The 13,546-nt window shown below is 62.8% G+C and carries 13 protein-coding genes; all 13 read right to left on the reverse strand.

Annotation, left to right across the window (positions count from 1 at the left end; all coding sequences use genetic code 11):
* Positions 1–9: 9 nt before the first annotated feature.
* Complete coding sequence (gene lepB / locus J4F42_00300) at positions 10–705, reverse strand: signal peptidase I (GenBank protein ID MCE2483922.1); 696 nt, start codon at positions 703–705, stop codon at positions 10–12.
* A 72-nt stretch (positions 706–777) separates the two neighbouring features.
* Positions 778–2,589 carry a translation elongation factor 4 gene (gene lepA / locus J4F42_00305; protein MCE2483923.1) on the reverse strand — a complete coding sequence of 604 codons (1,812 nt, stop codon included), beginning with the start codon at positions 2,587–2,589 and terminating at the stop codon, positions 778–780.
* Between the two features lie 9 nt (positions 2,590–2,598).
* On the reverse strand, positions 2,599–3,525 hold the full coding sequence (locus J4F42_00310) for an NAD-dependent epimerase/dehydratase family protein (protein ID MCE2483924.1): 927 nt from the start codon (positions 3,523–3,525) through the stop codon (positions 2,599–2,601).
* 26 nt (positions 3,526–3,551) lie between these two features.
* Complete coding sequence (locus tag J4F42_00315; protein ID MCE2483925.1) at positions 3,552–4,493, reverse strand: SDR family oxidoreductase; 942 nt, start codon at positions 4,491–4,493, stop codon at positions 3,552–3,554.
* 7 nt (positions 4,494–4,500) lie between these two features.
* The gene (locus tag J4F42_00320; GenBank protein ID MCE2483926.1) at positions 4,501–5,841 is read right to left on the reverse strand and encodes a UDP-glucose/GDP-mannose dehydrogenase family protein; all 1,341 of its coding nucleotides are present in this window, start codon (positions 5,839–5,841) and stop codon (positions 4,501–4,503) included.
* Positions 5,842–5,878: 37 nt separating this feature from the next.
* Positions 5,879–6,886: a glycosyltransferase family 2 protein gene (locus J4F42_00325; GenBank protein ID MCE2483927.1), complete on the reverse strand. Its 1,008-nt coding sequence runs from the start codon at positions 6,884–6,886 to the stop codon at positions 5,879–5,881.
* Positions 6,887–6,897: 11 nt separating this feature from the next.
* Complete coding sequence (mtnP, locus tag J4F42_00330; GenBank protein MCE2483928.1) at positions 6,898–7,752, reverse strand: S-methyl-5'-thioadenosine phosphorylase; 855 nt, start codon at positions 7,750–7,752, stop codon at positions 6,898–6,900.
* 134 nt (positions 7,753–7,886) lie between these two features.
* The gene (rlmN, locus tag J4F42_00335) at positions 7,887–8,909 is read right to left on the reverse strand and encodes a 23S rRNA (adenine(2503)-C(2))-methyltransferase RlmN (protein MCE2483929.1); all 1,023 of its coding nucleotides are present in this window, start codon (positions 8,907–8,909) and stop codon (positions 7,887–7,889) included.
* Positions 8,909–9,331 (reverse strand): nucleoside-diphosphate kinase, encoded by a 423-nt coding sequence (ndk, locus tag J4F42_00340; GenBank protein ID MCE2483930.1) that lies wholly within the window; start codon positions 9,329–9,331, stop codon positions 8,909–8,911. Before ndk ends, rlmN begins: the two co-directional genes overlap by 1 nt.
* A gap of 198 nt (positions 9,332–9,529) precedes the next feature.
* On the reverse strand, positions 9,530–10,618 hold the full coding sequence (locus J4F42_00345) for a tetratricopeptide repeat protein (GenBank protein ID MCE2483931.1): 1,089 nt from the start codon (positions 10,616–10,618) through the stop codon (positions 9,530–9,532).
* The gene (gene sucD / locus J4F42_00350) at positions 10,615–11,511 is read right to left on the reverse strand and encodes a succinate--CoA ligase subunit alpha (protein ID MCE2483932.1); all 897 of its coding nucleotides are present in this window, start codon (positions 11,509–11,511) and stop codon (positions 10,615–10,617) included. Before sucD ends, J4F42_00345 begins: the two co-directional genes overlap by 4 nt.
* Positions 11,512–11,590: 79 nt before the next feature.
* Positions 11,591–12,760 carry an ADP-forming succinate--CoA ligase subunit beta gene (gene sucC / locus J4F42_00355; GenBank protein MCE2483933.1) on the reverse strand — a complete coding sequence of 390 codons (1,170 nt, stop codon included), beginning with the start codon at positions 12,758–12,760 and terminating at the stop codon, positions 11,591–11,593.
* 57 nt (positions 12,761–12,817) lie between these two features.
* A complete protein-coding gene (gene tsaB / locus J4F42_00360) occupies positions 12,818–13,537 on the reverse strand; it encodes a tRNA (adenosine(37)-N6)-threonylcarbamoyltransferase complex dimerization subunit type 1 TsaB (protein MCE2483934.1) in 720 nt (239 codons plus the stop codon).
* Positions 13,538–13,546 lie beyond the last annotated feature (9 nt).

Genomic DNA, 13,546 nt, shown 5'->3' on the forward strand with positions numbered 1-13,546 from the left:
CGCACCGCCCTAGTCAATCAGCGATCCCAGGCGCTCCCAGCGCACCCAGCGGTCGGTCCCGTCCCAGGACCAGTAGATCAGAAAGGCTTTGCCCTTGACATCGTGCACATCGACGAAGCCCCAAAACCGGCTGTCGTGGCTGTGGTCGCGGTTATCACCCATCACAAACAGCCGGTTGGCCGGGACGCGAATCGGCCCAACGTTATCGCGTGGCCCCGGCCGTTCCTGATCGGCTTCGGCGAAGGTGGCGTACGGCTCGTCGGCCGGCCGGCCGTTGATGAGCAGTTGTTTATGCCGGATCTCGACCGTATCTCCACCAACCGCCACCACCCGTTTGATGAAGTCTTTGCTGCTGTCTTTGGGGTAGACAAAGACAATGACGTCACCGCGCCGGGGTTGCCCCCACAGGACGAGGGGCAGATCGAGAGGGTACGGCAGACGCAGCCCGTACAGAAACTTGTTGACCAGGATGTGATCGCCGACCTGGAGGGTTGTCAGCATCGAACCCGAGGGGATTTTAAAGGCTTGGACGATGAAGCTGCGGATGAATAGGGCCAGCAGCAGGGCCACCAGCAGGGCTTCGGTATATTCCCGGACAACGGATTTTTGCCTGAGCTTGGCCCGCGAGGCGGCCACCGGCTTGTCTCCGGCAGTCGGAGGGTCCGGCTCGAAGGCGACCCGTGCGGACGGTTTGTGCTTGGCCATAGCCCGCCTAGCGCCCCCGGCACAGACCGTTGGCAAAAGGTAAACGAGGATCTCTGCTCGACGCGGTGGTCATCATCGTTCCCCTTTTTCGCCAACCCGCAGCAGAGCCAGAAAAGCGTCCTGGGGAATCTCAACCCGTCCGACTTGCTTCATACGCCGCTTCCCCTCTTTTTGCTTTTCTAGCAGTTTTCGCTTACGGGTAATATCCCCTCCGTAGCACTTGGCGGTGACGTTTTTGCGCAGGGCTTTGACGCTTTCACGGGCGATGACCTTGTTGCCGATGGCCGCCTGGACCGCCACCTCAAACATCTGGCGCGGAATCAGCTGGCGCATTTTCTGGACCAGCTCACGCCCCCGGCTGTAGGCTTGATCGCGGTGGACGATCAGCGACAGGGCATCCACGATGTCGCCGTTGATGCGCACGTCGAGCTTGACCAGATCGGCCGGCCGGAGGTCAAGCAACTCGTAGTCGAGCGACGCATAGCCCCGGGTGACCGACTTGAGGCGGTCGTGGAAGTCAACCACGACCTCATTGAGCGGCAGCTCGTACAGCACCATGACGCGTTGGGGGGCTGGGTATTTCAGCTCGCGCTGGACGCCACGCCGTTCCTGACACAGCTGCAGGACGTTGCCGAGATAATCGGTCGGGACGTGGATGGTGGCCAGAATGAACGGCTCTTCAAGCGCCGCAATCTCCTGGACCGGGGGCAATAGCGCCGGATTATCGACGAGCAGCGAGTCGCCGTCCAGCGTCCGCACCCGGTATTCAACCGTCGGCGTGGTGGTGATCAGATCCAGACCAAACTCACGTTCCACGCGCTCCTGGACGATTTCCATGTGCAGCAGGCCCAAAAAACCGCACCGGAAGCCAAACCCGAGCGCCAAAGAACTCTCTTTTTCATAGCTCAGCGAGGAGTCGTTCAGCCGGAGTTTTTCCATGGCATCGCGTAGCGCGTCATACTGGTGGGACTCGACCGGATAGAGGCCGCTGAACACCATCGGCTTGACCTCCTTGAAGCCGGGCAAGGGCTGTCGGGTCGGTCGCTCAGCGTCGGTAATCGTATCCCCGACCCGGGCCTCGGTCACCGTCTTGATGTTGGCCATCACAAAGCCCACCTCGCCGGGCCCCAGCGCGGACACGGCCAGCGGCCGCGGGGCAAACACGCCGATCTGGCCGACCTCGTAGACCATGCCGGTTGATACGAACTGGATGCGCATCCCGGCCCGCAGCACGCCGTCAAAGACACGCACCTGGACCACCGCTCCCTGGTAGGGGTCAAACCAGCTATCGAACACCAGGGCGCTGAGCGGCCGCCGGGCGTTGCCCTGAGGCGGGGGAACCGTCTGGACAATCCCTTCCAGCACGTCGAGAATCCCGCGTCCGTGTTTGGCGCTGGCCAGAACGGCCTCGCTGCCGTCCAGACCGATCACGTCCTCCAATTCGGCTCGCACGCGCTCGGGGTCGGCGCTAGGCAGGTCTATTTTGTTGATGACCGGCAGAATTTCCAGCGAGTGGTCCAGGGCCAGATAGGTATTGGCCAGGGTCTGGGCTTCCACCCCCTGGACGGCATCAACAACCAGAACGGCGCCCTCGCACGCCGACAGGCTACGCGAGACCTCATAGGAAAAGTCAACATGGCCGGGGGTATCGATCAGATTCAGGCAGTAGGTCTCGCCGTCCTGGGCCTGGTAGCCGAGGCGCACCGTCCGCGCCTTAATCGTAATCCCCCGCTCCTGCTCCAGATCCATGGTATCCAGAAACTGGGTCGCCTCTTCGCGTTCGCTGATTGAGCCCGAATATGACAGCAGCTTGTCGGCCAGCGTCGATTTGCCGTGATCGATGTGGGCGACAATGCTGAAGTTGCGAATCAGGCTGCTGTTCATGGAATCCCGCTATCCGTCCTGGCGGTCTCGAAAGAAGGCCACCGTCCGCTCCAGCCCATCGACAACCGCGACCTGCGGACGCCAGCCCAGTATCTGCGCGGCGCGATCCCCGGCCAGGACACTCCGGCGTTGCTCTCCGGCTTGGGCTGGTCCGTGTTGCTCGGCGGCGTCGGCCCCGGTCAGGCGACGCAACTGCCGAAACAGCGTGTTAACGCTGGTCTCCCGTCCAGTACCAATATTCAGCGCGCCCGTATAGTCCACTCCCAGCGCCGCCACGTTCGCCCGCGCAACGTCGTGGACAAACACGTAGTCGCGCGTCTGCTCGCCGTCGCCATGAATCACCGGCTGTTCTCCGGCCAGCAGGCGCTGGCTGAAAATCGCCACCACCCCGGCCTCGCCGTGCGGGTCCTGGCGCGGTCCGTAGATGTTGGCGTAGCGCAGCGCAACATACGGCAGCCCGTATGCGGCATGATAAAAAGACAAATACTGCTCGCCGCTGAGCTTGCTCACGCCGTAGGGGCTGATCGGCCGGGTAGGATGACTCTCATCGGCCGGAAACACCTGCTGCTCACCGTACACCGTTCCGCCCGATGAGGCAAAGATGATCTTGCCCACCCCGGCCTGGCGGGCTCCTTCGAGCACGTTCAGCAGGCCGAGGATATTCACCCGGGCGTCAAACAGCGGATCGGCCACCGAACGCCGCACGTCCATCTGCGCGGCGTGGTGGTTGACGACCTCGACTTTTTCTTCACGCAGCAGGCGCCGCACGTCCGGGTCTTGAATGGCGGCTCGGACAAAATGCGCCCGGGGGTGGAGGTTTTCGCGCTTGCCGGTCGATAGGTCGTCAACCACAACAACCGCATGGCCGGCCGCAATATAGGCGTCCACAACATGGGAGCCGATGAACCCCGCCCCCCCGGTCACCAGAATCCGCATACCTGCTCCTCCTGTCCCGCCCCCGCCTAGTTGTGTTCGAGCCGATCCCGAAAATAGGCAATGGTCTGTCTGAGTCCGGTTTCGAGGGGTACTTGGGGTTGCCACTCCAGCACACGCCGCGCCAGACGAATATCCGGTTGGCGAACCTGGGGATCGTCGGCCGGCAGCGGTCGGAAGGCAATCTGACTCTGGCTGCCGGTCAGGGCGATAATCAGCTTGGCAAAATCCAGCACCGACATCTCCTGGGGATTGCCGAGATTGACCGGTCCGTCATAGTTCGAGCGCAGCAGCCGGCAGATCCCCTCGACCAGATCCGTAACAAAGCAAAAGCTGCGGGTCTGGCTGCCATCGCCATACACGGTCAGGTCCTCGCCCCGCAGGGCCTGGGAAATAAAATTGGGCACCACCCGGCCGTCCCTGAGCCGCATCCGCGGCCCATAAGTGTTGAAGATACGCCCGATCCGCGTCTCAAGGCCGTGGCTGCGCTGATAGGCCATGACCAGCGCTTCGGCGAAGCGTTTGGCCTCGTCGTACACCCCGCGCGGCCCAATCGGATTGACGTTGCCCCAGTAGTCCTCTGTCTGGGGGTGGACGAGCGGATCGCCGTAGACCTCGGAGGTCGAGGCCAGAAGCAGGCGGGCGCCTTTCTCTCTGGCCAAGCCCAGCGCCTTATGCGTGCCGAGCGAGCCGACCTTGAGGGTCTGAATCGGCAATTCCAGGTAATCGGTCGGACTCGCCGGGGAGGCAAAGTGGAGGATCGCGTCCAGCTCGCCCTTGACGTGCAGATACGTTGTCACATCCTGGGGGATGAAGGAAAAGCGATCTTCGGTAAACAGATGGGCAATATTATCGGCGTTACCGGTCACCAGGTTATCGATACAGATGACCTCGTGCCCCTCGGCCAAAAAGCGCTCGCACAGATGCGAGCCAATAAAGCCCGCCCCACCCGTTACGACAATGCGTGCCATGGCCGCCTCAGGCTGCGGACGCCGTATCCGGGGAGGTATGGCCGACGGCCCGGCGGCCGACCGCATAGTAGCGAAAGCCCGCCTGGGCCATCATCCTCGGCTCGTACAGGTTGCGGCCGTCAAAAATGATCGGCGTCTTCATCACCGCCCGCATACGGGCAAAGTCCGGCCGCCGAAACTCGTTCCACTCGGTGACAATCAGCAGGGCATCCGCCCCGTCCAGAGCCTCGTAATTGCCCCGGTGGTAGGACACACGCGCGCCAAACAGCTGACGCGCCCGGTCGAGCGCCTCCGGGTCGTGCACCGCCAGGCTGGCCCCGGCGGCCAACAGCGCCTCAATGATGACCAGCGACGGGGCTTCGCGCATATCGTCGGTGCGGGGCTTGAAGGCCAAGCCCCAGATGGCCAGCTTGCGTCCGCTGAGATCGGAGCCGAAGGTCTGCTGGACCTTGTCCACCAACAGCCGCTTCTGCCGAGCATTGACCGCCTCAACGGCCTTCAGCAACGAGAAGTCCACGCCGTGGTGTTCAGCCGTCCGGATGACGGCCTGCACGTCTTTGGGAAAGCACGAGCCACCGTAGCCGACGCCGGGAAACAGAAAGGCGTGCCCAATCCGCCGATCAGATCCCATGCCGCGCCGCACCTCGGCCACGTCGGCCCCGATTTCTTCGCATAGCCGAGCGATTTCGTTAATAAACGAAATGCGGGTGGCCAGAAACGCGTTGGCCGCGTACTTGGTCATTTCTGCGCTGCGGTTATCCATGACCAGGATCGGATTGTCGGTGCGGACAAACGGAGCGTACAGCTCTTGCAGAACGGACAGGGCGCGCTCGTCGGCGCCGCCCAGGACAACCCGGTCGGGCTTCATGAAGTCTTCAACGGCCGCCCCTTCCTTGAGAAACTCGGGATTCGAGATAATGTCAAACGGATGCTCGGTGAGCGCCGCCATCGTCTGCTGGACCGTCTGAGCCGTCCCAACCGGGACCGTACTCTTGAGGACGATAATCCGATAGCCCGGCATGGCACCGGCAATGCTCCGAGCGGCCTCGACCACCATCTGGACATCGGCCGACCCGTCGCCATCAGACGGCGTGCCCACGGCGATAAAGCACACCAGACTGTCCTTGACCGCCGCAGCCAGGTCGGTCGAAAACCGCAGCCGGCCGTCCGCAGCGTTGCGTCGCAGCAGCTCGGCCAGACCGGGTTCGTAGATCGGCACCTGGCCGGCGTTCAGCTCGGCGATCTTGTGCCGGTCGATATCCACACACACCACCTCATTGCCGCTCTCGGCAAAACAGGTTCCCGCCACCAGTCCCACATAGCCGGTCCCAATAACACACAGCCGCATAGTCTCTCCTGCTCCCGGAGCCGCTGACTCCCGGTTCTCATTCCAACACGTCTTTAATCCAGTAGATGGGCTTCTCCTGGCTCTCGTGATAGGTGCGAACCAGCATCTCGCCGATCAACCCCATGGTCAGGAACTGGACACCGGTCACGATCAGCAGCAGACCGAGCAGCAGCAGGGGACGGTTGGACAGCTCAACCGCGAAAAACAGACGCTGCACCCCCAAGACGGTCGTAATGAGGCCGCCGACCACCAGCGACACAAAGCCCAGCAAGCCGAACAAATGGCTCGGGCGGGTGGCATAGCTCGAAAGAAACTTGACCGTCAAGAGATCCAGGATCACCCACAGGGTCCGCGCCAGACCGTACTTGGAAGTGCCACGGGTGCGCGGATGATGGGTGACCGGCATCTCGGTAATCGTCGCCCCCAGATCGCGGGCCAGGGCTGGGATGAAGCGGTGCATCTCGCCGTACAGCTTCAGGTCTTTGGCGATATGACGACGGAAGGCTTTGAGGGTACAGCCGTAGTCGTGCAACTTGACCTGGGTCAGCAGCGAGATCACCCAGTTGGCAATCTGGGACGGCAGGCGGCGCTGCCAAAACGGATCCTGCCGATCAACCCGCCAGCCGTTGACCAGATCGTAGCCCTCGTTGAGCTTGGCCACGAGCCTGGGGATATCGGCCGGATCGTTTTGCAGGTCGCCGTCCAGCGACACAATCACCTCGCCCCGGGCATGGGCGAAGGCGGCCGCCAAGGCGGCCGTTTGGCCAAAATTTCGCCGAAAGCGCACGACTTTCAGCCAGCTGTAGGCCTGATGCAACTCAACCAGGATGTCGGCACTGCCATCGCTGCTGCCGTCATCGACCATGATCACCTCGTGGCTCCAGCTGCTTGCCGACAAGACCTCGGACAGGGTCTGACACAGCGGCCGCAGATTCTCGGCCTCGTTGTAGATCGGCACGACCACCGACAGATATGGCTCTGGGTCGGGGGTGACGGCTGGCGGAGCCGGGGCTGCGGGCTGGGGCGTCGACGTGTCATGCCTCATGGCTGAGCCGCTCAGAGATACTTGCCGATCAAGGGCTCAAGCTCGTGCTTCAACTCGGCCGGAATCAGGCTGCGGTCGGTGATAATGGCGTCTTTCAGCGCCTGGGCGCAGGCACAGGCCTGACGGTCCGGGAGTTGGGCCGCTGCCTCGCGGACGATCTGCTGGGCGGTCGTGACATTCGTGTTGAGAATCGCCAACACCTCCTCAATCACCACGTCACCAGCCTCGGTGTTCCAGCAGTCGTAGTCGGTGGCCAGGGCCAGGTTGGCAAAACACAACTCGGCCTCGCGCGCCAGCTTGGCCTCCTGAAGACTGGTCATGCCAATCACATCGGCCCCCCAACTCCGGTACAGAAAAGACTCGGCCCGGGTCGAAAACTGGGGCCCCTCCATGCACACATAGGTCCCGCCGACGTGGATCGTCGCCCCGAGTCCGCGGCCGACCTCGGCCAACAGCCCCGACAGCGACGCGCACACCGGATCGGCAAAAGACACATGGGCAACAAGGCCGCGGCCAAAAAAGGTCCCGATCCGACTCCGGGTCCGATCAATGAACTGATCGGGGATGACCAGATGGCCGGGCGCAATGTCCTGCTTGAGACTGCCCACCGCCCCGACTCCGACCAGATATTCCACGCCGAGCTTCTTCATTCCGTAGATATTGGCTCTGAAGTTCAACTCCGAGGGCAGGATCCGATGGCCCCGACCGTGACGGGGCAGGAAGACCAGCCGCACGTCGCCAAGCTCGCCCACAAAGTAGTCGTCCGAGGGCGCGCCGAACGGGGTCTCAACCGACACCCAGTGGCCGTTGTTGAGCCCGGTCATCTGGTACAGCCCACTGCCGCCGATTACACCGAGTGTTGCCATGCCTGTGTCCTCGCAAAGTGGACGATGATCTCTTCTCATCAATTGGTTATCACAGTGAACGCTGATATCATTTCGCTCAGAAGGTCATCATCGTTCACTGTGTCATTGTTCACTGTGTTGTTCCGGACGCGCTATCAGCCCTGGGTCGCCAGCTGGCCGCACGCGGCCAGGACATCTTGGCCGCGGCTTTCGCGTATCGTCGCCAGCACGCCTTTATCCAACAGGAGCTGGCGAAAACGGTCGATGTGGAGGCGCGGGCTTGACGCAAAATTCGAGCCGGGAAAAGTGTTAAAGGGGATGAGGTTGACCTTGGCGGGGATGCCGTGCAGCAGTTTGACCAGCCGCCGGGCGTCGGCCAGACCGTCGTTCACCCCGGCCAGCATGGTGTAGGCAAAGGTCAGACGCCGCCGCGAGCGGGCCGGCAGGCTGCGGCACGCGTCGAGCAGCTGTCCGAGGGGATAGCGGGTGTTGACCGGCATCAGTCTGGTACGCAGTTCATCGGTGGTCGCGCTCAGCGAGACGGTCAGATTGACCCGGGTCTCGTCCAGCAGACGCTGCATCTGCGGCACCAGCCCGACCGTGGAGACCGTGACGCGGCGGGGAGAAAAACTGAGTCCCCACTCGGCGGTCAGTACCTCAATGGCTTTCACCACCTGATCGTAGTTGGCCAGCGGTTCGCCCATGCCCATGAACACCACATTGGTCAGTTGCTGGTCAGCATCCAGCTCGCGCTGGATCTCCCACACCTGAGCGACGATCTCCCCGGCGGTCAGATTCCGCACCGGCCGCATCCGAGCCGTAGCGCAGAACGCACACCCCATCGCACAGCCAAACTGGGACGAGATGCACAAGGTTTGACGGCCCGGAGCGGGAATCAGGACGCTCTCGATCCGCCGTCCATCGGCCAGACCAAACAGATATTTGCGGGTCCCGTCGGCAGCCACCGAGGTTCGCACACGGGCCAGACGGCCAATCGAAAAGACCGTGCTCAGGTGCTCCCGCAGGGCGACCGACACATCGCTCATGTCGGCAAAACTGGCGGTCCCGTGCCGATAGAGCCAGCGCAGGACTTGCCGAGCCCGAAAGGCGGTGTGACCGTTGTCGAGGCACCACTGTTCAAGCTCGGCTCGGCTGAGTTCTTTAATGTCGTGTGACATTAAGACGTGTGGAGCTCCATCGCACCGAAGAAATAGGCGATTTCCTGACGGGCGGTGTCCGGCCCGTCGGAGCCGTGGACGGCATTCTTCTCGATATCGGTCGCAAAGTCCTTGCGAATCGTCCCCGGCTCGGCCTCGGCCGGGTTGGTCGCGCCCATCAGCCGCCGGTTGGTTTGGATAGCGTCCTGACCTTCGAGCACCGAGACCAGAATGGGTCCGGACGACATGAACGTTGTCAGGCTGTCAAAAAAAGGGCGTTCCTTATGGACGGCGTAAAATCCCTGGGCCTCGGCCTTGCTGAGCTGTAACAGCTTGGCCGCAATGATCTTGAGACCGGCGCGTTCAAACCGACCCAGAATCTCACCCACAACATTCTTTTGCACGGCGTCCGGCTTGATGATCGACAGGGTACGTTCTTGCATGCTGGTCCTTTCTTCAGCGTCGGGTCAGTGTAGCGGGAGGGCAAAAGGGGGTCAACGCGCGGTGCTGTCCTATTTTGAACTGTAAGCCACTGTTTCTGTTGAGGGAAAAACCTCAAATTAGGACAGTACCCAACGCGCCGTCCGTTTCGGAGTCCACCCGTCCGTGCCGTCCCGTTCAGGACAGCGTTCAGGACGGATTCAGGGCAGATTCAAGGGCGGCGGCGGCGGGGTGAAGTGCAGGCCGCACCGACGGTGGGATTTTTTGACCGCAGCCCAGTCGGGCGTATCGTCGAGCAGGGCCAGCCCGGTCCGGGCGTGGCACGCTTCGGCGTGGTAGCCGAGTTGCTCGGCCCTTTCCAGACAGCGGCTGAAAGCGGTGCGGGCGGTTTTGTATCTGCCCCGCAGCAGCGCCAACTCACCCGTCCCCAGCCGACAGTAGATGCCGCCACGGGCATCCCGGGTTTTCCGGAACAGATCCCGAGCCCGGGCAAAGGTCTGGGCGCTGAGGGGATAGTCACCACGCATCTTGTGGACGGTGGCCATCGCCCAGACGGTATAGGCAAAGCTGGCGGTGTCACCAATACGGGCGTAGAGCTTCTCGGCCCGGGCAAACAGCCGCATGGCCGTCGTGTAGTCGCCGCGCATCCGTGCGGCATTGCCCAGCCCGCAGTAGGAGTAGGCGCGCCCATAGGTGTCTTTTTCGGCCTCGAACAGCGCGTTTGCCCGCTGATAGTAGTCCTGGGTCTCGGCAAAGCGACCCATCAGGCGCGAAGCGCCGCCCAAACCACACAGGGCATAGCCGGTGCCGGGTCCATCGCCCTGCTGCTGGGCCAGGGCTAAGGCGTTTGTGAAATACCTGATCGCTTTGCGCAAGTCGCCACAAAAGCGGTAGGTGCTGCCGAGCGCCCATAGAATGAAACCCTCGCCCTGGGCAGCCTGGGCGCGACGGTACAGCCGACGGGCGTGCTGGAGATAGGGCAAAGCGCGTTCGGGATTGCCCTGGGCGCGCAGACTGAGACCGAAACCGGCCTGGCTCTCGGCCAAGCCTTCCGGGTCGTGCAGCGCCTCGGACAGGCCGACCGCCCTGGCATAGGCCCGTTTGGCCAGACCGAAGCGGCCTAGCATACGCAGACAGTCACCGATGCCGATGCAGGCATCGCGCTCTCCGTCAGGATCCCCCTCATCGGCGTAGGCGATCCGGGCCTGCCGGTAGAGGTCAAGGGCGGGGGCAAAGCGACTAGCGTGGCGGGCGCGCTCGGCGCGCTCAAACAGACGCTCGGGATTCACGAACCGGCCGGCTCCTCGACCGCAATGCCCATCGCCCTGGCCATGGTCACTCCCATCTCGGCTGGGCTGGGAATCGTGTGCACGCCGGCCTGCTCAAAGGCCCAAATTTTTTCTGCGGCCGTGCCCGAGCCCCCGGCAATGATCGCCCCGGCGTGGCCCATGCGCTTGCCCTTGGGCGCGGTCTGCCCAGCGATAAAGGCAGCCACGGGTTTGGTCATATGAGCCTGGATGAAGGCGGCTGCGTCTTCTTCGGCGCTCCCCCCGATTTCACCGATCAGCACCACCCCTTCGGTCTGTGGATCGTCCTGGAACAGGCGCAACACATCGACAAAGCCGGTTCCGTTGACCGGATCGCCGCCGATACCGACACAGCTGGACTGCCCGATCCCGAGCTGGGTCAGCTGATGAACTGCCTCGTAGGTCAGCGTCCCGCTACGCGACACCACCCCGATGTTGCCCGCCTTGTGAATATAGCCCGGCATGATGCCAATCTTGCACTCCCCCGGCGTAATGACGCCGGGACAGTTGGGCCCGATCAGACGGGACGCCTTGCCGGCCATATAGCGCTTGACCCGGACCATGTCCAAAATAGGAATGCCCTCGGTGATGCAGATCACCAATGGGAGTTCGGCATCAACCGCCTCAAGAATCGCGTCCGCGGCAAACGGCGGGGGCACATAGATCACCGAGGCGTTGGCGCCGGTTGCGGCCACCGACTCGGCAACGGTGTTGAAAATGGGAATGCCCTCAAAATCGGTCCCCCCCCGGCCCGGGGTCACGCCGGCCACCATCTGGGTGCCGTATTCCCGGCAGGCCCGGGTGTGGAGCTGACCGGTTGAACCGGTAATGCCCTGGGTAACCACTCTGGTGTCTTTATTCACAAGAATACTCACGCGACTTCTCCAGAGGTGAACGATGATCTCTTCCTGATGAGGTGATCATCATCGTTCACCTTTCTCGTCGGTAGGCTGCTCAGCCCGCCGCCCTGACCGCCTCAACCGCCTTCTTGGCGCCGTCGGCCAGATCGCTGGCCGGGATGATATTGAGTCCAGACTGGGCCAGGATCTGCTTGCCCTGTTCAACGTTGGTGCCCTCAAGCCGAACCACCAGGGGCACCGACAGCTTGACCTGTTTGGCCGCTTCGACTACGCCATCGGCCACCACGTCGCAGCGCATGATGCCGCCGAAGATGTTGACCAAAACGCCCTTGACCTTGGGATCGGACAGAATGATCTTGAACGCTTCGGTCACTTTTTCGGTCGTCGCCCCGCCCCCGACATCCAGAAAGTTGGCCGGCTCGGCGCCGTAGTGCTTGATGATGTCCATGGTGGCCATGGCCAGCCCGGCGCCGTTGACCATACAGCCGATATCGCCGTCGAGCGCGATGTAACTGAGGTCAAACTTGGAGGCCGCGATTTCCTTTTCGTTCTCTTCCGATACGTCTCGCAGATCGCGAACCTCGGCCTGACGGTACAGCGCGTTATCGTCAAAGCCCATCTTGGCGTCCAGGGCAACCAGATCGTTGTCCTGGGTCAGCACCAGAGGATTGATCTCGACCAGCGAAGCGTCGGTTTCGATAAAGGCCCGGTACAGGGCTGTCACAAAGGCGACCGCTTTTGGAATGGCCTCCTTGGGCAGGCCCAGACCGTAGGCGATTTTTCGGCCCTGAAAGGCGCCGACGCCAAGCGCCGGGTCCACCGCTTCGCGCAAAATTTTTTCGGGCGAGCGGGCGGCGACCTCTTCGATCTCGACCCCGCCCTCAGAGCTGGCCATGACGGTGACACGCGACGTTGCCCGATCAAGAACCATGCCCAGATAGAACTCTTTGGCAATGGCGCAGCCCTGCTCAACAAAGACCTTTTGGACCTCCTTGCCCTCGGGGCCGGTCTGGTGGGTGACCAGGTTTTTGCCCAGCAGGCTGGCCGCGATGTCCCGCGCCTCTTGGGGCGTCTTGGCCAGCTTCACCCCACCCGCCTTGCCCCGACCGCCGGCGTGGATCTGAGCCTTGACCACACACAGCTGGCCGCCCAACTCCTCGGCCGCCACCTGTGCCGCCTCGGGCGTGGTGGCCATTTTACCGTTCAGGACGGCTACGCCGTACTGCCGCAACAGGTCTTTTGCCTGATACTCATGAATATTCATACGTCCTCACTCTCACGCTCAAAACGCTGGCAAAATGCCAAAATTCGCCTAGCCTGTCTAGGGCTTGGCCGGTCCGGACGGTGCTGACCGGGCCTGACGTCGCTTCCGCTCAGCCTCCGACAGGCGTACATAGCGCGGCACCAGTGTTGCGGCATCGTCCGACTCGCCGGCCCGCAGCCTCGACAGCGCCAAACGGGCCACCGCCACGCCGCTGGAATGACAGTCGGCCCACGGCACAAACCGGGCCGCGTCACCGTAGCGGTCTCGAATCAGTTCCTGATACGCCTCGGCTCCGTCGCCGATAAACAGGCAGGGAGGCGTAATATGCGGCCACAGTTCATCCGGCGCCATCACCATATCGGGGCTCAGCCGTCGCAACCCACGGTGTTGGTCGCGAGTGAACACAGCCGCGTAGACTTCTTTTCTCCGGGCGTCAAGCAGGGCACACAGCCGCCCCTGCCAACCGTCCACGGTCGTCGCCAGCGCCTCCAGGGTGGACACGCCGACCAGACCCAGCCCGAGTGCGTAACACAGTCCCTTGGCCGTGCTCAGGCCGACCCGCAGGCCGGAGAAAGAGCCGGGTCCGATTGACACCCCAATCCCGTCCAGCTCGCTCAGCCCCACGCCGGCCCGCGACACGAGCTGGTGGACGAGCGGCAACAGGATATCCGTGTGCCCGGTCCGGACTTGACGCGACTCCTCGGCCAGGACCCTCCCGTCACGCATCAAGCCGACACTGGTCAGCCAGGTTGCCGTGTCCAGGCCGAGGACGAGCACGCTTGCGTC

Source organism: Desulfurellaceae bacterium (assembly GCA_021296095.1).
In the GTDB taxonomy this organism is placed as follows: domain Bacteria; phylum Desulfobacterota; class Binatia; order Bin18; family Bin18; genus JAAXHF01.

Excerpts from the sequence above, each read along its gene's own strand:
- lepB (MCE2483922.1), bottom strand. The coding sequence starts at position 705 with ATGGCCAAGCACAAACCGTCCGCACGGGTCGCCTTCGAGCCGGACCCT.
- lepA (MCE2483923.1), bottom strand. The coding sequence starts at position 2,589 with ATGAACAGCAGCCTGATTCGCAACTTCAGCATTGTCGCCCACATCGAT.
- J4F42_00310 (MCE2483924.1), bottom strand. The coding sequence starts at position 3,525 with ATGCGGATTCTGGTGACCGGGGGGGCGGGGTTCATCGGCTCCCATGTT.
- J4F42_00315 (MCE2483925.1), bottom strand. The coding sequence starts at position 4,493 with ATGGCACGCATTGTCGTAACGGGTGGGGCGGGCTTTATTGGCTCGCAT.
- J4F42_00320 (MCE2483926.1), bottom strand. The coding sequence starts at position 5,841 with ATGCGGCTGTGTGTTATTGGGACCGGCTATGTGGGACTGGTGGCGGGA.
- J4F42_00325 (MCE2483927.1), bottom strand. The coding sequence starts at position 6,886 with ATGAGGCATGACACGTCGACGCCCCAGCCCGCAGCCCCGGCTCCGCCA.
- mtnP (MCE2483928.1), bottom strand. The coding sequence starts at position 7,752 with ATGGCAACACTCGGTGTAATCGGCGGCAGTGGGCTGTACCAGATGACC.
- rlmN (MCE2483929.1), bottom strand. The coding sequence starts at position 8,909 with ATGTCACACGACATTAAAGAACTCAGCCGAGCCGAGCTTGAACAGTGG.
- ndk (MCE2483930.1), bottom strand. The coding sequence starts at position 9,331 with ATGCAAGAACGTACCCTGTCGATCATCAAGCCGGACGCCGTGCAAAAG.
- sucC (MCE2483933.1), bottom strand. The coding sequence starts at position 12,760 with ATGAATATTCATGAGTATCAGGCAAAAGACCTGTTGCGGCAGTACGGC.